This window comes from Anabaena sp. PCC 7108 (assembly GCF_000332135.1).
In the GTDB taxonomy this organism is placed as follows: domain Bacteria; phylum Cyanobacteriota; class Cyanobacteriia; order Cyanobacteriales; family Nostocaceae; genus Anabaena.
The window spans coordinates 5,413,294-5,433,170 of record NZ_KB235896.1 but is presented as its reverse complement, the minus strand read 5'-3'; the positions used below and the strand labels follow the sequence as shown (position 1 = coordinate 5,433,170).

Here is a 19,877-nt window from a genome sequence, read left to right as displayed (position 1 = left end):
CGTATATTAGCATCTTGCAATTATCTCAATTCAGAAGATATACTGCAAATGCCTAATAGCTATACTTGATGTCATCAAGCTTTTAGCAATGATTTAAAAATTAAGCTTTCAGCCATTTTTAGGATAAATTAGGCAAATCATTGACTTTATTGAGAATAAATAAACTTTCGTCTCCCCCACGTCCAATTCTTAAAGTTTCATCTAAATAAGTGATATCAAGAGTGGCAATTCTCCCTTGAGGATTATTAGCCGCTACGACTTTAAAGGGATTTAGTTTAGGCGTATCAATACCTACAATTTTCTCAATCGCCAAATAACGTTTATCAAAATCAACATTGATGCGTTTGTCTGCTAAACCCGATGTATCTAGAGCAGGTTCAAAACTAGCTGTGACTTTCACATATCCTGATATGATTTTCAGAGGATGTTGCACTTGAGCCAAATTAAAAAACAGTTTATTGGCAATATTAATTACTTGATAAACTTTACCTATTTGTAAACCCAATGGTAGAGAATCCAAAGAACGGATTTCTCTAGCTGTGGAGTATTGGAGTTGCCAAGCTCCTTCTAATAAAGCAGTAGCATTGAGAAGAGGTTGCGGATGAGGATTGAGATTTTCTAAGTCTATTGCTAACTGTTCAATTTCTGCAACTAAAGTTTTATCCAGCCTCAAATTAGTAACAGGAGAACCATCATCTTTAGTTTGAATCTTTTTGATTGTTGCTTGTAATTTTTCCTTTAAGATTTGATTATTCATTAGATGAAATATTTAGAGAATACTTAGAAGACTGTAACCTAAAAAGGCGATACTTCCTACAGAACGCCGCAGACATCGCTGTAAATCTGTAATTATTTCCGTTCAAGAAGTGTATGAAACATTATTTTAAACCGCGTCTACGTTGAAAGCCATAGTTTTTCACCAATTAGGGCAAAGCTGAATCCTTACCACAAAACAATAATATACTCTCCTTAAAAACTCCAGGTTTCAAAACAATACCTTCGCCAATTTGCAAAATATAGGGCTGAAAGCCAATAAAATCGTGACGATATCAATAGGGGTTCAAGATTTTGGCGAAGGTATTGTCAAAATAGACAGGCTTTAATGCCACAAAATTAAGCAGTACCGCAACAAGTTTTACAGATATTGAGTTTAGTTTAGCGGGTTACTAACATAACTAAACATAATATGAAATGTCCTTACGGATATTCACCAAAAAAGGGATAAATTTTGGACTCCTATGTTTGGGTTACTTTCAGCTTCTAAAGCTTGTTGGCACGCTGGTGTTATTCCCAAATGGTCTTAAACATATAGTTTTTTGTATAGGTGCGTTTCCAGATTTAAGGAAGAAAAACCACGGCTTTGGGGCTATAATCTATGATATCAATCTTAGCTATCATGACTGCCAACAAGACCCCACCCAGCGAGATGATTCGCGTGCCTACTGTACTAGTTCATGTAGTACGCCACTTGGCGAAAATACACCGTGATGGTCATACAACAGCGTTATTGCAAGGCTTGCAGGAAGTGATATCGCATTTTGATAGCAGCGTGAAACTGGAAGCAACCAGCGAATTACAGCAGGTGGAGGAAAAACTAGGAGAACTAGAAACGCACCTTTGCCAGCAAGATCAACTGGTGTCCACTAAACTGGAAGTCCTTGGTAAACAGTTGGAAAAAATAGAGCGGGCGCTGGCCTCTGGTAAATACGGTGGTCAAGCCCGTAGTAGCAGATCCGCATACCCATATCAACAACAACCAGTTGAAATAAAATCTTTTGCTCCTGAAAACTTAGCGCAACGATTGGGTATCACTGCTCAAAGTTTGATTACAGAGCGCGAAAGCAAGAGTGAAAAAGAATTTATCAGTTGGTCGAGGAATCGTGACCCGATGAGCTTGGGATGGAAATTTCAGGAGCAAGATGGATTATATTATCCGGTTAGGCAGTAGTAGTCTCTACTTCTGTTTCAGAATCTCGCCTAACTCACTACGCTACTAAATAAAAGTTCATTAACAGTTCATTGAGTTGAGCTATATTGGAGTATAAAAAATGCCCAAGTGTCTATGCCTAGCAATCCCTCACCTCAATTATCCTCAGAGCCAGAAAACAGTCTTCAGGAGAAATTAATCCGCTCAATCTGGCTGCATGGAGACAAATACTGTTATTTATTTGAACCAGATGGCTCTTATAGATTGTTAAGCACTGACCGCCGAGGGAGGTACACCATCTCAGCTGATGGTCGCTCTGTTTTGCTAGATTGGACAACAGATCCCTTCACTGAAGAATTGTCTGTGCTGGAAGATGGGAGTTTATTCATGAGTGGGAGTAAATTTGTGGAAATTGGTACGCGATCGCCTACGGCACCATTGCTCGACCCCTCCCTCCCTATTAATCCCCTACCCCAGCCTGATCTTAGCATTCCCACCAGCCCATCACAGAGTTACCAATTTGAGATCGACACAGGCAAATGGCCTAATTATGGAACGATTACCTTAGAGGGTCTGCAAGTAAGGCTGATTCGTACTGATTATAGCGGGAATTTTTTGTCTGAAGAACTGCGTGAGTTTGGGTCCCAAGAAGAGGCAGAGGACTACTACCACTCCACCATTCTTGGCTATGACCGGAAGAGGCAGGGGGAAGGGAGCTTTCTAGCGGGGGGAACAAGCCCTTTCCCCCAACGCGCAAGCAGAGCGGAACATGGGTATAAGCCCCGTCCTTCTAGGACACTTATACGGAGCGGAGTCCAAGCTCCGTCCCGGTCTTCCCCCTTGCCCCCTGCCCCCTGCCCCTTTTCCTCTTCGTGACCCCTACTATTCGCCTCCTGCCACCACCCAAACCGTTTATCTGGAACTCTCCGACGACCATTCCCACAAGTTCTATGAAGTCGCTATTAACGGATTAAGTGTCACAATTCGCTATGGACGCATTGGCACTTCTGGACAAACCGACAGCAAAACCTACAGCAGCCCCCAAAAAGCTCAAGCTGCTGCCCAGAAGAAAATAAATGAGAAGTTGAAAAAAGGTTATGTGCAGTTGCCGACGGCAGAAGAAAGTCCATCACTAGCTTCTGGATCATCTCTAATTACCCAAATAGCAGAAGAAAGTCGTATATCTAATTTTACTCCCTACTGGCTACCCGAAGATTTTCGCGTCTTTACCAATGACAGAGGTATAGTTAGCACTCATTCAGGTGGGGCAGAGGGATTTGAGGCGAGAATTTTACCTACCGTGAATCAGTACATAGTCTGCGATTAATCTGTACTCAAGGTAGTCTGCAAGTTTTGTCGGTCAACATATCTGAGCCAGCAGTTAAAACACCCAGAAAACCATAAGCTAAACCCAATGTTTCTGCATCTATGCTTTCATTGGTTCTATGGTTACGGACAAATTGATTGCCAGACTTGATTTTCATTTTTTGTCTTGAAGAAGTTAGGGAATAGAAAATAAGCCTTCTCTGTTCCCTTGTAATTTGCGTTTTACCTTACACAGCATCTTGCAGATTTCTAGTATAATTCTGCACGTTAGCAGGTAATTCAATCTCCGGTGATAAACGAGGATCTGGTATTGGCGTTGTGGTTGTTAATCGTAATGGCAATTCTCCCGCCCACACGCTTAAAGCGTAATCTTCCTCATAGTCAATTGGTGGTCCTGTTCTCACTTTGGCAGAGGCTTCTGTTATGGGTAGTGATAATACCAGTGTTCCGGCAAGTTCCTGACTGGTGGGAGGACGCACCTCGTCCCAGCGACCAGAAACAACGTGTTCGGTAAATGCTTTCAATGCTGCTAATTTTTCGGCTTCATCTTCCACAACGGTTGCAGTTCCAAAGATGACAACAGAGCGAAAATTCATTGAATGACGAAAAGCTGAACGCGCTAACACTAACCCATCTAACAAGGTGACAGTGATACAAACTTCGATACCCTGTTTCAGGTTTCGCAACATTCGACTAGCTGGGGAACCGTGGATGTACAAACTCTCACCTATTCTGCCGTAGGCAGTAGGAATCACAAATGGTTGAGAATCAACTACAAATCCGACATGACAGACCAAGCCTTCATCTAAGATTTGGTAAATCTCTTGACGCTCATACTTTGCTTTGTGAGGTAATATTTTGATTTGATTGCGTTGGGTAATTGTTAATAAATCAGACTGGGTTTCAGTTGGTAATGAATTCATATTGATTGCTGTTGTGAATAATCTACTAATCAACCAAGAGAATGCAAATCTAGCCGCATCAGATTGCTGTTTATAAATCCCAATTGTGAATAAACAGGTTCACCATCTGCAATACTGTAGCCAAAAAAAGAGTATAAAAAGAGGGCTGATGTAGTAGAGTTATAGTCTTCCACAACGACAACTCGAAAGCCACATACAGCCCATGTTTGACATACTAGCACTGTTGCAATGCCTACTACCAGAAATAAAAGTGACGACGATGCGGCAGTTAAGCCAGATCATCACGGCCATGTTAGCCATGAGCGGGCGAGTCACAATGTTGGGAATATCGCGTTGGACGCTTAGTGGTGGTAGTTATCGGACGGTAATCAGATTTTTTCGTACAGTCATACCGTGGACAACGGTGTTCTGGGTGTTTTTTCGGCGGCATTTGTTCTGCCCAAATGATGTTTATTTGTTGGCAGGAGACGAAGTAGTAATAAGCAAAGCCGGGAAAAAAACCTATGGATTAGATAGGTTCTTTTCCAGTCTAATAAGTAAACCAATATTGGGACTATCTTTCTTTACATTATCATTAGTAAGTGTTCAACAAAGACACTCATTTCCGATTCAGATAGAACAGGTAATAAAAAGCGATGTAGAAAAAAGTAGTGTCTCGCCAAGTCCAGAAGTAAAACCTCAAGAAAAACGTGGACGGGGACGACCAAAAGGAAGTAAAAACAAAATAAAAAGGAGGTGACTTTTACACCTGAATTGCTAAGAATTAAGAAGATGATTAATGAGCTATTTAAGTTAATAGCTAACTTTATTCCCCTCACTTACTTGGTCGTAGATGGTCACTTTGGGAACAATAATGCTTTGCAGATGGCTAGGCAGGTAAAGTTACACATAATTTCCAAGTTACGCCACGATTCGGCGTTATATATACCTTACCAACATCCTGACCCCAATCATCGTTCTCGTCGTAAATACGGAGATAAGCTGGACTGGCACAATATATCTGATAAATATTTGTGTCAAATTAGTATTGAAGAAGATATCCAAACAAATACTTATCAATCTACCTTACTGCACAAAGAATTTGCCCAGCCTTTGAATGTAGTGATTTTAGTAAAAACCAATCTGAAAACTAATGCTTGCAGTCACGTAATTCTGTTTTCTAGTGACTTAACTTTATCATATGACAAAATAATTGACTATTATAAACTGCGCTTCCAAATCGAATTTAATTTTCGTGATGCTAAACAATTTTGGGGATTGGAAGATTTTATGAACAGGGGTCAAACTGCGGTGACTAATGCTGTCAACCTTTCATTTTTTATGGTCAATTTATCTCATTATCTTCTAGCTCAGTTCCGTCAAGATAATCCTGGTTCTGGCATTGTTGATCTTAAGGCTTACTGTCGTGGTTTTCGATATGTTCGGGAAATGTTAAAAATGCTTCCGCAACAGCCTGAGCCTATTTTATTATCCCAGATTTTTGCCAAGCTTACCTCTCTTGGTCGTATTCACAATGCTTCTACAGCCGTTGAACCCTCGTAATTTGGCTACAGTATTGCTAGAGAAACAAATCCTGACTTTGCGGAGAGCAGGTAACTCAATAGAAGCCACAGCCCAACAACTACAACTCAAAACCCATCAAGTGATGGGTGAATGGACTAAAGTCTACCTTGCAGCCCAAACCCTAAGAACTCAAGATTAGCTAACATAATCCACACACTCCCTTATGCCTATGGCTACTGCGTCGCCACGCAAACAGGTGAGTGTGGGCTTCTCAAGGATTTTTCTAAGAAGACATTGACTGAGCTTTAAAGCCCTATGCCCTATGGACTTTTGCAGCTAAAAAGACTGACAAACCATAGTCATTTACCACAAAATAGCCAATAATATATCTGTTAGTAAAACTGGTGTTTTTGATCCCAACACATAATTCTTATGTTGTAATTAAGGCATTGAGAGCAAATTTTCATTTGCGTGGTAGCTTTACTGTCTAAGTGAGCTTAAGTATGACACGCTCCAAAAAGTGAAAAGTTACAAACTCAATTTTCCGTTTTTGAATTCATTCCTCGTGAATATTTCATGCAAACTCAGGTTTTTAGCGATATTTTCCCCTTGCTGAGTACAGCCAATCCACAAACACTCGAATGGTTACTCAACATCTCAGTTGAACATGAATACCCCTCTGGAAGAGCTGTTTTAATGGAAGACGCTTGGGGTAATGCAGTCTACTTCTTAGTTTCTGGTTGGGTGAAAATCCGGCGTACTAAAGGTGATGATTCTTTGACAATAGCAATTTTAGGCCAGGGCGATTTCTTTGGAGAAATGGCGGTCTTAGATGAATCTCCGCGTTCAACCGATGTTATTGCTCTTTCACCTGTAACATTATTAACTGTCTCTAGAGAACGTTTTATCCAAATTTTGTTTAAAGATCCACAGTTACATCACCGGATGCTACAACTGATGGTAAAACGATTAAGACAGATTAACATGCGCTTGCAAATGCGCTCTTCACCACCTGCGGTTAAACTCGCCTACACTTTAGTTAACTTGGGTGAGAACTATGGGCAGGAATCAGCCGAAGGTAAGGAAATTTTTTATATTCCCTTTAAAGATTTGGCAGAAGTAACAGAAATTAGCATAGAAGAAACCACCAAAATTATGGAAAAACTCCATGAAAAAGGATGGATAAAAATTGACCCTGCCAATAACTTCATTTATCTAGTCAACTTCAAACAGCTACAGAATTTAGCTAATAAATTGTAACCGATGTTGAGTGTTGATAAGGCAGTATGTTAATTGACCTATTGACCATGCCAAGGTTAGATTTTAGATTAGTTTTTTTTCACTATTTTTGTATCCAAATAAGCTACAAACCTAGTCGCAAAGAAAGCAGAATCAATCTAAAATTGCTTGACTAATAACTCAGAATTTAGCACATAAAATGACTGAAGTAATCACACCTCTTCCCATTACTCAAGTGCAACTAATGAGTAGAAAAATTCATTACTGGGTGGCAATGTCCCAACCAGAAAATCATTTATTTGAGGTGACTTTACACCTGGTAGATTACCCAGCACCAATTCTCGATTTGAAAATGCCAGTTTGGACACCAGGTTCTTATTTGGTGCGAGAATATGCCAAGAATTTACAAGATTTTGCCGCATTTACAGGAGATAAACCTTTACCGTGGCACAAAATTAGTAAAAATCACTGGCAAATAGAAAAAGGTGATGTTTCAGAAGTAATAGTGAGTTACCGCGTTTTTGCGAATGAGTTGTCGGTACGCACAAACCACTTAGATGTTACTCACGGTTATTTCAATGGTGCAGCGCTATTTTTGAGAATTCCTGGTTGGGAAAAGCTACCAATTTCCGTGACAATTGTGCCACGATTTCCAGAATGGCAAGTAAGTACTAGTTTACCAACAATTACCGAGTCAGCCAATACTTTTGTAGCTGCTGATTTTGATACTCTTATTGATAGTCCTTTTGAAATTGGTAGTCATCAATTATTTCACTTTGATGTCTTAGATAAACCTCATGAATTAGCAATTTGGGGAAAGGGAAATTTTCACCCACAACAAATGATTTCAGACTTTAAAAAAATTATTGAAGTCGAAGCTAAAATGTTTGGTGGTTTGCCTTATCATAGATATGTGTTTTTGCTGCATTTATTTCAACAAGCTTTTGGGGGATTGGAACATAAAAACTCTTGTTCCTTAATTTATCAACGGTTTGGATTTCGGACTCAGGATAAGTATGAGCCGTTTTTACAATTAGTGGCACATGAATTCTTTCATTTATGGAATGTTAAAAGAATTCGTCCTCAAGGTTTAGAAGTATTTGATTATGATCAGGAAAACTACACCGCATCTTTATGGTTTTGTGAGGGAACAACCAGTTATTATGATTTAGTAATTCCTTTACGGGCAGGTATTTATAATGCCAAAGCATATTTAAATTATTTGAGTAAAGAAATTACCAGATATCTAATGACTCCAGGACGGAAAGTACAGCCTTTATCAGAGTCAAGTTTTGATGCTTGGATTAAACTTTACCGTCCAGATGCTAATAGTGGTAATTCCCAAATCTCCTATTATTTAAAAGGAGAAATGGTGTCACTTTTGTTAGATTTATTAATTCGAGTTCATCATAGCAATCAGCGTTCCTTAGATGATGTCATGCGGCAAATGTGGCAGCAATTTGGCAAAGAGGAAACTGGTTATACTCCAGAACAGTTAGAGGGAGTAATTGAGTCTGTAGCAGGTATGAATTTAGCAGATTTCTTTAAACGCTATCTTCACGGTTTGGAAGATTTGCCATTTAATCAGTATTTGCAACCTTTTGGTTTGCGATTAGTTGAGGAAAAGAATGAAGAACCTTATTTCGGAGTGAGGATAAATACTGAAAATGGACGAGAAGTAATTAAATTTGTAGAAGCAGATTCACCAGCACAACAAGCAGGAATTGATGCTGGAGATGAGTTATTAGCTATTGATGGAATTAAGGTAGGAAATCAGTTAAATGAACGGTTAAAGGATTATCAACCAAATGATTCTATCCAAGTTTCTGTTTTCCATCAAGATGAATTGCGGACTTATTCTGTCATTTTAGCTGCACCACTTCCTGGCAGGTATCAACTTAAATCTGTGGAAAATCCTTCTTCTGCGGAAATGGAAAACTTTACAGGTTGGTTAGGTGTGCCACTGGCAAGTATTCAGTAATATCTCAGTAATATTAAAGATGAAAATGTCTGAATCAGGATACCCAAGATTAAAGGATTAACAGGATGAAAAAAATACAGCTAATTAAATCCTGTAAATCTTGAAATCTTTTCAGAGGGAACAGGAAGCAACTCTTAACAGAAAAAACTCATGTTTAGAAACATGAGATTGAAATAATGACACTGTTTTTTTCGTGTCACTCTCCTTGTAAAAACATCCTTTTTTTTGACTGAGCTTTAAACTCTTAAACTTTAGTTTTTTATTTGTTCCCTGTTCCCTGTTAAGAGTTCCCTGTTCCCTTCTTTTGTAAATCTTGTAAATCCTGATCCAGACGATTCATCCTCTAGAAAAAAGAATCTTTTTATTACTTAATTTGACTTTTTAATACTCCTGGTTCTTGCTGAATCGGCAAAACATCTAAAATATCAGTTTGGGAACAATATTTAAGGTCTTCTAAACATTCTAAGCGTAATAATCGTTGTCCATGACTAGCTTTGTGCAATAATCCTAATAAATCATTTTGCCATTGTGAATAAAGTGCGATCGCACTAATCGTTTCATCATTACCACTGAGTTCTTCTAGAGTACAATTAGTTTGTTGCCAAATACTATGAGCGATCGCACCCGCACACACTGTATCCTCTAAAGAATAACTTCCCTCCCAACCAGAACCAACAATCCAGACGCTTTCCGGTTGCTTTTCTAAGAGAAATTTAACTACTGCTGACCGATTAATCAAAGCTGCTGCAAGAACAATGGGGGCATTCTGTATCCGTTTTAAAGCCCTTGTACCATTTGTGGTGCTAATAAATAAGCGTCGTCCCGCAACTAATTCTGCTGTGCAATCTAAGGGTGAGTTACCCAACTCAAAACCAGCTACCTTTGCACCACCCCGTTCTCCAGCCCTAAGTCGTTTTTCTGGAGGCCATTGTTCACTCACTTCTATGAGTTGATTTAAATCACTGAAAACCTGCACAGCTTCCCCTCCAGCGGCTAAAACCGTAGCCATTGTGCTAGTTGCTCGCAGAACATCAACAGCGATCGCACATTCTGGTAATGTATCAATTGGGGTTAATTCGGGAGTGTGATATACAAATATCTTCACGTGCTGGCTACACCTACTTCATAAGACTGCGGTTATATTTTACCTACTTGATGTCACTAACTGTTTATACTAAAATTTATCTCTTCATCAATACAGAAATACTAGAAAATCATAAAAAGCCTATTCATCAAGGTTTTAGGCTTGGTATTACTTCTTCTAATCGCAAAGATAGAAAAAACTAGAGGTTGTCTGAATCAGGATTTCCAGGATTTGAGGATTTCCAGGATTAGAATGAGCATTTTTTACCAATTACCAGCCTAAATTACATAACTAGCAACTTGGATCAATTACTTCTCTGTGTGGGCTTTTAGCCATTGTTCCAAGTCGCTAATATCCACAAAATCTAATAATGCTTCTCCCAGGTCTTCTAGTTTCTCTATGGTCAGGTTGCTGATATTTTCGATGTAATTATCGCTCAATTTTCCAAATCGCTTGGATAATTGACGCACCAGTAAGTTTTTCTCCCATTCTTGTCTAGCTTCTTGCCTACCTTCCTCCTTTCCTTCTTGATATACTCTTGTTTGCTTGATACCATTCACTAGAAATATTAGGTCTGTGTGCATTTTCTATACTTCTATGTGGGATTTGAGCCATTTTTCTAAGTCGGTAATATCCACAAAATCTAATAATGCTTCTCCCAGGTCTTCTAATTCCTCTATGGTCAGGTTGCTGATATTTTCGATATAATCACTGCTCAATTTTCCGAATCGCTTGGATAACTGACGCATAAGTAAAATCATCTCTCCATCTTGCTTTGCTTCTTGATATACCCTTGTCTGCTTGATATCACTTACTAAAAACATCGCTTCTATCTCCTGACGGCTTAATTGCGAGAACTTGGACACCAAAACACTTTCTAATAAATCTATAATACCTTGTCTTTCTGTGTTGTTGCTAATCTCTGTTTTGGTTCTTTTCATCAAGTTTTGAACTAATTCTGGTGCTTGGGTTTCTTTACTGAGAATTAATTCAATTAATCCCATTCCAATTGAACCTGTTGGGATTTCATCTAAATAAATGCGTTTGATACGACCGCTATTAACTAATTCTTGTTGGAAAGGAGTTAAGATTTGTACATCCAAACTGCGTTTAGCAAACAAAGCTACCGCTTGCCAATCTTGTACTTCATAACACCGAGAAGTGCTGTATTGTCATCTTGTCTGAATCAGGATGTCCAGGATTAAAGGATGAACAGGATTAATATTAGTTTGATTCTCAAGGTAGGGGTTTTGGTGAATTTCTCTTATTCTTCCCAAAAGTCCACATTTAGCATTGCGTCAATATCACAACTAAACGGCCATGTATGAGGAAATTCACACTGGGGATAACTTCGACGCACAATTTTGAGAGTATCTTCGTAAACTTCATCAAACACTTGACTAAAATAAGGCTTTAAACTGGGTGCTTGTTTCAATAATCGCTTGATAGATACTCTTTGTTTGTCAATTGATTCTACCCAACCGCGATAACACTCAGGCATATTTACATAGGTGCGCTTGAGAATATGTTCAAAAAGTTCTCCTAGTCTATTTTCTAATTCGTGTTTTTGCGATCGCCCCAAACTCTCTATCTCCTCAATCAGATTCTCAAAATCTAACTCCTCAATATCCCTATTCCGTAACTTGTTGACGATATCTTCAATCCAAAGTAGATAATCTTGCTCATATAAAGATACTGCAATCTGCGTCTGTGTCATTGCTTTGTCTCCTTTGAATAACCTAACTCAACCTTACAGCGATTTTCATCTCTCTGTGCCTGGAGCGCCTCTGCGTGAGATAAAAAATGCGAAAATACAAACAACATCCCAAAATTATCAACATGGCTCCTTTACCAGATTATCGTCCCAAACAAATGTCCGTCGGTCCCCTAGAAGCAGAAATCCTGAGCATCGTTTGGGATATCGGTTCAGCAACAGTGAAAGATGTACACGATCGCATTCTCGCTGATCCTAACCGCGAATTAGCTTATACTTCCGTTACCACCGTTCTCCGTCGTCTCACCGAAAAAGGTTGGTTAGCTTGTGATAAACAGGGAAAAGCATTTTATTGGCGGCCATTACTCACCAAACAACAAGCAGAAGTAATTAAAGCCCATGATCAATTACAGCGATTTTTAGCAGTGGGAAATCCTGACGTAGTGGCTGCCTTTGCTGATAGTTTAGATCAAGCAGCTAGTGATCAAATAGAAGCGATCGCAAAACGCATTCAAGCCGCACGTCAAGCCAGGGGAGAGAAATAAAATTATGCATCTACTCATGATTGTCACCGCTGTCACCGTTGCCTACTGGTTACGATATTCTGGCAACATCCCCCAGGGTAATTGGCATTTACGCTGGCAAAAAACACTATTTTTATTCCTCTTTCCCCCCTTACTCATTTTCATGACAGCAACCTCTGTCATCTGCATGGGTACACAAGGAACAATGGGCGGAATGTATACCGGCTATTTTAGCTATCTGCTGGCATTAATTTTTATCGGCTTTTTCAATATTTTAGGTATCAAACTGGCTTTCCAGGGTTGGAAATCAGTCAAATCTGCCCGTGAATGTCCACAAATTAATCTTGCTGGTAAACAAGCCCGACTACTGCAAACAGGCGCTTTATTCGCCGGTCAAATGGGTTTTTGGCAGCCAGAATTAGTAGTTAGTCAAGGACTACTACAAACCCTCTCTGACAAACACCTAGAAAGCGTCTTAGCACATGAGCAAGGGCATTATCAGTATAGGGATACGTTCTGGTTTTTTTGGCTAGGTTGGGTGCGTTCCTGCACCGCTTGGTTGCCAAATACAGAACCTTTATGGCAAGAATTGTTAGTTTTGCGAGAATTACGGGCTGATAGTTACGCCGCATCTCAAGTAGATCCCTTGATATTAGCAGAATCGTTACTTTTAGTAGTTAGCAAAAACCCCGTAGGAGAAGAAGTTTGCTGTGCTGCTTTAGGTGCTGCGGATCGCTTGGAACAGAGAATAGAGGCTTTATTGACACCACCAGAACCGACTTCAGAAGCTCAATTACAGTCCTGGCATATCTTTCTATTTGCTTTTCTACCTCTGTTCACAGTAGTTTTCCATACTTAAATGATTTTTCAGCTACGTAATAGTAGGGAGAGTAGCCACTATCAACCTACTCATCCTCATTACCTGGAGGTCTTTCACTGAGACTTTGTTGCGCGTGCCACTCCATAATAATACGCTCCAACATTTCCGCCTGTGTACAGTTATTAACAGCAGCATAAAGCTTCATCAACTGTCTCACTTCAGGACTAACGTGGTTAATAACTAGTTGGTCATATTTTTTCATGTTGATCTGACTCCCATCACGTCAGAATTGTAAATAATTCGTTATACTTATTAACATAACTTAGTAAAACATAAAGTTAATGCCTTACACCCTTCAATAAAGGAATGTCCTCAGACTCAATAAATATATGACTGCTTAAAACCTGGATAGCCAGTATTGACCCTTTATTTTGCCCCAATTGGGCATAGGAGCCAGCAATGAATCAGCCTACAAAATTATCTTTAGAACAAGAATTTAGCCTCAGGATTTTTGGTGATCAAGTACAGCAAATGTCTCGTGAACAAGCTCAGGTATTTTTACTAAACTTGTATGAGTATATGATGATTCAAGAAACGACTTACCAAGAATTGCTAAAGCATGAATGGAAACTAGATTCAGGAAGCATCTCTAGTTAAATCAGCACAGCAAAAACTCTCTAATGTAAGCATCCCTGAATCAGATATAACTCTTGTGATGATGACACATTCATGAATTAGGGAAAGGGTGGGACTAACTATTAATTAATCCTCCCCAATCTCAAGCCTTAATTTCTTCGTATTCCTATTTTTTGACTGGTGCTTCAGTAGCTGACTTACCAACCAGTTTTTCAGTATTTTCGTCACTTTCAAGAATACCGAACTCAATCAACAATTCTTCTAGTTCTTCCATTTCAATAGGTGTAGGAATAGTCAGATTTTTGTTGTTGATAATCTTTTTAGCCAGTGTCCGATATTCATTACCCTGATCACTATCAGGTGCATATTCGTTAACAGTCATCCGACGCAATTCTGCGTGTTGAACGATATTGTCACGGGGTACGAAGTGAATCATGTGGGTGTTCAAACGTTTTGCCAAGGTTTCGATTAATTCGACTTCCCTGTCAACGTTACGGCTGTTACAAATCAATCCACCTAAACGCACACCACCAGTGTGAGCATATTTTAAAACACCACGAGCGATGTTGTTAGCAGCATACATCGCCATCATTTCACCTGATGTCACGATGTAGATTTCTTGTGCTTTTCCTTCCCGAATTGGCATGGCGAAACCACCACATACAACGTCACCTAATACGTCGTAAGATACGAAATCTAAATCTGTGTAAGCACCATTTTCTTCTAGGAAGTTAATAGCGGTGATAATACCACGACCTGCACAACCTACACCGGGTTCTGGACCACCAGATTCTACGCACTTAACACCACGGAAACCGGTCAACAGTACTTCACTGAGTTCTAAATCTTCAACAGCACCTCTTTCAGCAGCCAAGGAAAGAACGGTGGTTTGAGCTTTAGAGTGAAGCATCAACCGGGTAGAGTCAGCTTTAGGGTCGCAGCCGACAATCATGATGCGTTGACCCATTTCTGCCATAGCCGCAAGGGTGTTTTGAGAAGTGGTAGATTTACCAATACCACCTTTACCGTAGAAAGCAATTTGTCTAATATTGGAGTCAGTAGCCATGATGAGTTTATTCCTACAATTATTTTGTGGATAGGTCTGAAGCTGGATTTGAGATATTGTTCAATTGCGAAACAGAAACTTTATAGCGATCGCTCAAGGAATATACTGCAAGTACTACCAAACGCAGATTCAGTTCCTTTTTTTGAGAGAAAATCATGCTATTTATCGCAAAATTTTCCTTAAACATAGGTGCTAGGAATTTATTGAGAAGAAATTTATATCTCCCAATCAAAAAGTCTTTAACAGCTTGAATTAAGCATGATCAGTTGTTGTCACAGCATCATAGATTGCTTAAATCTGGAGAGTAGTTGCAATAGGGATTCACCTTTATGCAGATTTTCCCCCTAAACCAACCAACCAACATTGCACTTTACTCTCAATGGTTGCTATAACTTCCACGATTTTGCCTGTTTCATCGCTACCAAAAACTTCTAATTCCCAAGTACTGAAAAACTGCTTTATTGGTACAGCTTTTAGATATTCCTTGACAATCACTAAATCTCACCGTGATTAATACAGGGAAATAAATCCCATTGTTGTACTAGTTCACGGTTAAAAATGCTTGTTCCTGCTGGCATTGAGTCGCTTACATTTCTGATTCCTATACATTTACCAGACATCCTCTAAGAGTCTTTCTTCCCAAACTCCAAGGCTAATCCCATCTGGTAGATAATGTTATCTAGTTAGCCAATTCTTATTGGCACATACTCAAAGGAATTCTGATTGACTTCAAGTTGTTACGAGGGTAACTTTTCTAATTCATCTGCTCTGATCTTTTCCGTCAGAAAAGATATATCGATTGAAGTGGATTTACCAGAACAAAAGAACTTGATTGAGTTGACCTCAATTTCTACTTGAAGCTTTTTTGAACTTTGATTTTTTTGATTCCTAACCTAACAATAACATAGATATCGATATTTTATGAGGCTCAGAATAAATTATTTTTCTAAGATATAAATATTCTCTTTAACACCTTTAATAATCATGACTTGGCATTTATAAAGTGCAAATTTCGCAAACATTTGATTAAATATAATTTGTGAAATCAGCTACTTTTAAAATCAAGGTTGATTTAAAATAATAGAAACTAAGGTTTTAAAAAATTATATAATTCTGTTATTTTTGCATTCTCAAAAATTCATCTTCATCTCTCCTCCGTTCTGCGTTACTTTGTCTTGAAAAGTTGAGTCACTTGCTTGCGGGGGTTCCCCCCGTTGTGCAAAGTGGCGTTCCTACGCCGGGAAACCCGGCTACGAGGAACTTTTCGCTGCGTTTAAAAGTAAACTTTCCCACCGTTTTTAGTATATCTATCTGAATAAAATTCAAAGGCACGAAGTTGGAAATTTCTGCTTTCCTACTTCATGCCTTATCTTTTATTCATTTAAACTCCCCAGGCCGGATTCGAACCAGCGACCAATCGATTAACAGTCGATCGCTCTACCACTGAGCTACTGAGGAACGCTCTCAACGTTTTCTATATTAAAGCCAAAAACAGATTATGGCAAGTACTTTTGAAAATTTTTTTTTAATTTTCTTTGGTAGCTGCTGAAATCTATAATTTTTTACAGCCTGAAGTCGCTCCAGGAGAGCAATTGATGGATTTGCAGAATACTCTTTTTTATAATCCCATCCGCAACTCCGCCAGACGCTGCCTTGCCTTAGCATCAATAGCATTGGCTAAAAATCGACTCTTTGACTGTTTGCGTGTTTGGTACTTATGCCGCATCCGACAAACAGTTGTTTCCACTTCGCCACATAGTTGGTGTGCAGACAACCATTCAGCACCATATCCCTGTACCATTAATTGCTGCGCCCGATCTGACGTAGCAACAATGACGCGAGAAATCAAACACTGCGCTATTTTATGACGCATAGACGCACAGGACTTTTCAATATATGTGTCTGCGGTCTGCCCAAAATCTGTGTAATGAACTGTGAGAAAGTCTGTAATAGTTTCTCTATTGCTGGCTGTATTTTGATATTGAGCATCAAAAACTATTTGAGTTTCATAACCTTGAAAAGCGCTGTAATTTGTTATCGCTTCCACCAATTCCCCACGTGCTGCCTCCAGTCCGGCACCATCACGGGTTTTTTTCAAGCAAGGCCAAGCGCCTATAATATTGTAACCATCCACTAATAAAATGGATGGGATGATAGAACGAGACATGGTTTTTAATCACAATTATCTAGAGTTAACAAAAATCATTCATAAGATTTATAGTAATTGAAGCATCTGGTGTAACACTATGTTACATAAGATAAAAAATGCTGAGGCATAGCAAAACTACACCCCAAGACAGAAGCCACAGATGACAACTTTCCTTTAAAACTAGTACTTTTCCGAGTTTTTCAGAATTGAATAAATAATTTTTGTATCGGCTCAAAATCCTAAATCAAAAAACTCGATACCTTAACAGCAAGCTGTAAGCTGTTTTCTGGCATCGAGTAATTCCTGATTATGGATTTTGGGGTAAATGTGGTGACAAATGTGAGAAAATCTCGATATTTAAAGACTTTTCAATCAAAAAGTCGGTGAATATTTTTTTGAGAACGGGTGTTCTATAGAATAAATGATTTTTTGGAGTTCTCTTAGGAAGCTTGGTTGTCTGTTTTCATGAGACGCTGTTTGAGACGCTCGGCTTGACCGGAATCCACTAAAGAACCCTTTTCCAATAAGAAAGCGCCATCACAGTAGTTTAACTCATCCAAACGATGAGTCACCCACAAAGCTGTAATTCCTCGACTTTTAACCAGACGACGAACACTAGCCACCAAGTCTAGTTGACTATCAGGATCTAGTAAAGCAGTGGGTTCATCTAATAATAGGACTTCACAGTGACGAGCGATCGCACCAGCAATGGCCACACGCTGTTTTTGTCCTCCAGAAAGAGCATAGATAGGACGGCGTTGTAGAGACAGCAAATTTACCGCATCTAAAGCCTCCTCAACCCTAGTTCTCACCGCAGTAGAAGACAATCTTTCTGCCACCAATCCAAAGGCAACATCCGCACCAACGGTTGGCATAACTAACTGATGATCTGGATTTTGGAACACAAAGCCAACGGGAGGTAAAATGCCGATTTCACCAGATTGGGGAGCCAATAGTCCGGCTATCAGTCTCAGGAGAGTTGATTTACCACTGCCATTAGTACCCAAGAGCATCCAAAATTCACCTTTGGGGACTTTAAGAGAGCAAGATTTAATTACTTGCTCCCCATTAGGCCAAATGAAGTTTAAATCCTTAACTTCGATGCCTACTGCCGACATTTTTACACCTTGCTTACTCAGTAGCTAGGGCAAAAAAGCCAGGTGGTCTAGTACCACCAACAGCTGTACCATCTTTCTGTACAATCTGTACTCCCGAAATTTCACTAGCACGGACAGCAATTTTCTTCTCTGTTTTGCCTTCGCACTTGAGTTCCACGATATCAGGATTGCCAGAGCGCATTGCTGCCAAAAGCAGCTGATAGACAGCTTCGGCATCTTCAGTAGACTTGCGTTGTACGGATATCGGGAAAGCAGTATTTTTGATGCTTAAGTCGATGGTAAACATTTAGCATTAATCACATTTCACTGTAGGACTAATTCTAGCGTTACCTGGTTGATTCGGTGCATATTCAAAGATAGGAAGCAGAATTATGAGATTTGGTGTTATTTAGTTTTATATGGGTTTTTTCCCACTCCTATTGGTATTTCAGGCGTATTACATCTAAAAATTCATCGATAGTCACCTGGAAAAATTAGAGATTTGCACCTATTATGATTAAAGAGCGTAAAAAATTGTAAACTGGATTCACAACCCGGTTAACTTTCTGCTTATGGGTGGTTATGTCATATCCATCTATATCCAGATAAAACCTGTACTTATAAAACATTCGGAGATTCTTTCTAATGACCATTGCAGTTGGACGCGCCCCTAGTAGAGGGTGGTTTGACGTACTAGACGACTGGTTAAAGCGCGATCGCTTCGTATTCGTAGGTTGGTCAGGAATATTATTATTCCCCTGCGCCTTCCTCGCACTAGGCGGTTGGCTAACCGGTACAACCTTCGTCACATCCTGGTACACCCACGGATTAGCATCCTCCTACCTAGAAGGAGCTAACTTCCTGACCGTAGCAGTATCCACACCAGCAGACAGCATGGGACACTCCCTACTGTTGCTGTGGGGACCAGAAGCTCAAGGCGACTTCACCCGTTGGATTCAACTAGGTGGCTTGTGGCCTTTCGTAGCCCTACACGGAGCCTTTGGATTAATCGGCTTCATGTTGCGCCAATTTGAAATTGCCAGACTAGTAGGGATTCGTCCTTACAACGCTCTCGCTTTCTCAGGTCCCATCGCCGTATTCGTCAGCGTCTTCCTGATGTATCCCTTGGGACAATCTAGCTGGTTCTTTGCACCCAGCTTTGGAGTAGCAGCAATCTTCCGCTTCCTCTTATTCCTGCAAGGTTTCCACAACTGGACACTTAATCCCTTCCACATGATGGGCGTAGCAGGTATTTTGGGCGGTGCATTACTTTCTGCTATTCACGGTGCGACAGTAGAAAACACCTTGTTTGAAGATGGTGAAGGCTCTAACACCTTCCCCGGTTTCAACCCCACCCAAGCTGAAGAAACCTACTCCATGGTGACAGCAAACCGTTTCTGGTCACAGATTTTCGGAATTGCTTTCTCCAACAAGCGCTGGTTACACTTCTTCATGTTATTTGTACCAGTTACAGGCTTGTGGATGAGTTCTGTCGGTATCGTTGGTTTAGCATTAAACCTGCGAGCTTATGACTTCGTTTCCCAAGAATTACGGGCAGCAGAAGACCCAGAGTTTGAAACTTTCTATACCAAAAACATTTTGCTGAACGAGGGTATCCGCGCTTGGATGGCTCCTCAAGATCAACCCCACGAACAATTTGTATTCCCTGAAGAAGTATTACCACGTGGTAACGCTCTCTAATTGCTTGATGAATTAATTTAGCTTTAACATTCATCATTTTGATTTAGCCTCCACTAGTTAGTGGGGGTTTTTTATTAGCAATCTGACCCAGTAGTATTGGATTCTGTTTGCAAAGCTAATTGAATGTGTTATAGTAATTCAAGGTTACAAACCTAGAGTGAAATCCTCTAAATTTTTGAAATTAAGA

Annotated in this window: 22 protein-coding genes, 1 tRNA gene and 2 pseudogenes; 10 read left to right on the top strand and 15 right to left on the bottom strand. The window is 39.7% G+C overall.

Annotated elements, in window-relative coordinates; all coding sequences use genetic code 11:
• Positions 1-118 precede the first annotated feature (118 nt).
• Complete coding sequence (locus ANA7108_RS0125360; RefSeq protein WP_016953643.1) at positions 119-757, bottom strand: PAP/fibrillin family protein; 639 nt, start codon at positions 755-757, stop codon at positions 119-121.
• 618 nt (positions 758-1,375) lie between these two features.
• On the opposite strand from ANA7108_RS0125360, the gene ANA7108_RS0125355 reads away from it, so the two are divergent.
• A complete protein-coding gene (locus ANA7108_RS0125355) occupies positions 1,376-1,948 on the top strand; it encodes a hypothetical protein (RefSeq protein WP_016953642.1) in 573 nt (190 codons plus the stop codon).
• Positions 1,949-2,696: 748 nt separating this feature from the next.
• Positions 2,697-3,254 carry a WGR domain-containing protein gene (locus ANA7108_RS31460; protein WP_016953641.1) on the top strand — a complete coding sequence of 186 codons (558 nt, stop codon included), beginning with the start codon at positions 2,697-2,699 and terminating at the stop codon, positions 3,252-3,254.
• Between the two features lie 7 nt (positions 3,255-3,261).
• On the opposite strand, the gene ANA7108_RS30390 is transcribed toward ANA7108_RS31460, so the two are convergent.
• Complete coding sequence (locus ANA7108_RS30390; RefSeq protein ID WP_016953640.1) at positions 3,262-3,411, bottom strand: hypothetical protein; 150 nt, start codon at positions 3,409-3,411, stop codon at positions 3,262-3,264.
• Between the two features lie 69 nt (positions 3,412-3,480).
• Positions 3,481-4,176, bottom strand: a complete 696-nt coding sequence (locus ANA7108_RS0125340; RefSeq protein ID WP_016953639.1) for a pyridoxamine 5'-phosphate oxidase family protein — start codon at positions 4,174-4,176, stop codon at positions 3,481-3,483.
• Positions 4,177-4,378: 202 nt separating this feature from the next.
• Between ANA7108_RS0125340 and ANA7108_RS27930 the strand changes: the two are divergent.
• The 4 genes and pseudogenes from ANA7108_RS27930 to ANA7108_RS0125320 all read left to right on the top strand — a co-directional run bounded on the left by ANA7108_RS27930 (position 4,379) and on the right by ANA7108_RS0125320 (position 8,899).
• A pseudogene (locus ANA7108_RS27930) lies at positions 4,379-5,718 on the top strand (transposase).
• On the top strand, positions 5,690-5,878 hold the full coding sequence (locus ANA7108_RS29945) for a hypothetical protein (protein ID WP_042490655.1): 189 nt from the start codon (positions 5,690-5,692) through the stop codon (positions 5,876-5,878). Before ANA7108_RS27930 ends, ANA7108_RS29945 begins: the two are co-directional and overlap by 29 nt.
• A 377-nt stretch (positions 5,879-6,255) precedes the next feature.
• Complete coding sequence (locus tag ANA7108_RS0125325) at positions 6,256-6,939, top strand: Crp/Fnr family transcriptional regulator (RefSeq protein WP_016953637.1); 684 nt, start codon at positions 6,256-6,258, stop codon at positions 6,937-6,939.
• Positions 6,940-7,117: 178 nt separating this feature from the next.
• Positions 7,118-8,899: a M61 family metallopeptidase gene (locus ANA7108_RS0125320; protein ID WP_016953636.1), complete on the top strand. Its 1,782-nt coding sequence runs from the start codon at positions 7,118-7,120 to the stop codon at positions 8,897-8,899.
• Positions 8,900-9,263: 364 nt separating this feature from the next.
• Here the strand turns inward: ANA7108_RS0125320 and ANA7108_RS0125315 are convergent, their stop codons facing one another.
• From ANA7108_RS0125315 to ANA7108_RS0125300, 5 genes and pseudogenes are all read right to left on the bottom strand, one after another.
• The gene (locus ANA7108_RS0125315) at positions 9,264-10,004 is read right to left on the bottom strand and encodes a 2-phosphosulfolactate phosphatase family protein (protein ID WP_016953635.1); all 741 of its coding nucleotides are present in this window, start codon (positions 10,002-10,004) and stop codon (positions 9,264-9,266) included.
• Between the two features lie 287 nt (positions 10,005-10,291).
• Entirely contained in the window at positions 10,292-10,567 is a 276-nt protein-coding gene (locus ANA7108_RS0125310) for a DUF4351 domain-containing protein (protein ID WP_016953634.1), read from the bottom strand.
• A 3-nt stretch (positions 10,568-10,570) separates the two neighbouring features.
• Positions 10,571-10,807 (bottom strand): DUF4351 domain-containing protein, encoded by a 237-nt coding sequence (locus tag ANA7108_RS31245; RefSeq protein WP_255345034.1) that lies wholly within the window; start codon positions 10,805-10,807, stop codon positions 10,571-10,573.
• Positions 10,808-10,813: 6 nt separating this feature from the next.
• Positions 10,814-11,119, bottom strand: a pseudogene (locus ANA7108_RS31240) (DUF2887 domain-containing protein); the annotation flags it as partial.
• A 128-nt stretch (positions 11,120-11,247) separates the two neighbouring features.
• A complete protein-coding gene (locus ANA7108_RS0125300) occupies positions 11,248-11,700 on the bottom strand; it encodes a DUF29 domain-containing protein (RefSeq protein WP_016953632.1) in 453 nt (150 codons plus the stop codon).
• 122 nt (positions 11,701-11,822) lie between these two features.
• Between ANA7108_RS0125300 and ANA7108_RS0125295 the strand changes: the two genes are divergently transcribed.
• On the top strand, positions 11,823-12,242 hold the full coding sequence (locus ANA7108_RS0125295; RefSeq protein ID WP_026104448.1) for a BlaI/MecI/CopY family transcriptional regulator: 420 nt from the start codon (positions 11,823-11,825) through the stop codon (positions 12,240-12,242).
• A gap of 4 nt (positions 12,243-12,246) precedes the next feature.
• Complete coding sequence (locus tag ANA7108_RS0125290; protein WP_026104447.1) at positions 12,247-13,080, top strand: M56 family metallopeptidase; 834 nt, start codon at positions 12,247-12,249, stop codon at positions 13,078-13,080.
• Positions 13,081-13,126: 46 nt separating this feature from the next.
• Here ANA7108_RS0125290 and ANA7108_RS30635 read toward each other — a convergent pair whose 3' ends face one another.
• Complete coding sequence (locus ANA7108_RS30635; RefSeq protein WP_016953629.1) at positions 13,127-13,303, bottom strand: hypothetical protein; 177 nt, start codon at positions 13,301-13,303, stop codon at positions 13,127-13,129.
• Positions 13,304-13,500: 197 nt separating this feature from the next.
• On the opposite strand from ANA7108_RS30635, the gene ANA7108_RS0125280 reads away from it, so the two are divergent.
• The gene (locus ANA7108_RS0125280; RefSeq protein WP_016953628.1) at positions 13,501-13,698 is read left to right on the top strand and encodes an NblA/ycf18 family protein; all 198 of its coding nucleotides are present in this window, start codon (positions 13,501-13,503) and stop codon (positions 13,696-13,698) included.
• A gap of 145 nt (positions 13,699-13,843) precedes the next feature.
• Here the strand turns inward: ANA7108_RS0125280 and nifH are convergent, their stop codons facing one another.
• The 6 genes from nifH to ANA7108_RS0125245 form a co-directional block, all read right to left on the bottom strand.
• The gene (gene nifH, locus ANA7108_RS0125275; RefSeq protein ID WP_016953627.1) at positions 13,844-14,743 is read right to left on the bottom strand and encodes a nitrogenase iron protein; all 900 of its coding nucleotides are present in this window, start codon (positions 14,741-14,743) and stop codon (positions 13,844-13,846) included.
• Between the two features lie 327 nt (positions 14,744-15,070).
• Positions 15,071-15,238, bottom strand: coding sequence for a hypothetical protein (locus ANA7108_RS30385; protein WP_016953626.1), 168 nt, complete (start codon positions 15,236-15,238; stop codon positions 15,071-15,073).
• An 891-nt stretch (positions 15,239-16,129) separates the two neighbouring features.
• Positions 16,130-16,201: transfer RNA gene (locus tag ANA7108_RS0125260), tRNA-Asn, on the bottom strand.
• 160 nt (positions 16,202-16,361) lie between these two features.
• Complete coding sequence (locus ANA7108_RS0125255; RefSeq protein WP_016953625.1) at positions 16,362-16,910, bottom strand: NYN domain-containing protein; 549 nt, start codon at positions 16,908-16,910, stop codon at positions 16,362-16,364.
• Positions 16,911-17,332: 422 nt separating this feature from the next.
• Entirely contained in the window at positions 17,333-18,010 is a 678-nt protein-coding gene (locus ANA7108_RS0125250) for an energy-coupling factor ABC transporter ATP-binding protein (protein ID WP_016953624.1), read from the bottom strand.
• A gap of 13 nt (positions 18,011-18,023) precedes the next feature.
• Complete coding sequence (locus ANA7108_RS0125245) at positions 18,024-18,296, bottom strand: hypothetical protein (RefSeq protein ID WP_016953623.1); 273 nt, start codon at positions 18,294-18,296, stop codon at positions 18,024-18,026.
• A gap of 338 nt (positions 18,297-18,634) precedes the next feature.
• Between ANA7108_RS0125245 and psbD the strand changes: the two genes are divergently transcribed.
• A complete protein-coding gene (psbD, locus tag ANA7108_RS0125240) occupies positions 18,635-19,690 on the top strand; it encodes a photosystem II D2 protein (photosystem q(a) protein) (protein WP_016950780.1) in 1,056 nt (351 codons plus the stop codon).
• Positions 19,691-19,877 lie beyond the last annotated feature (187 nt).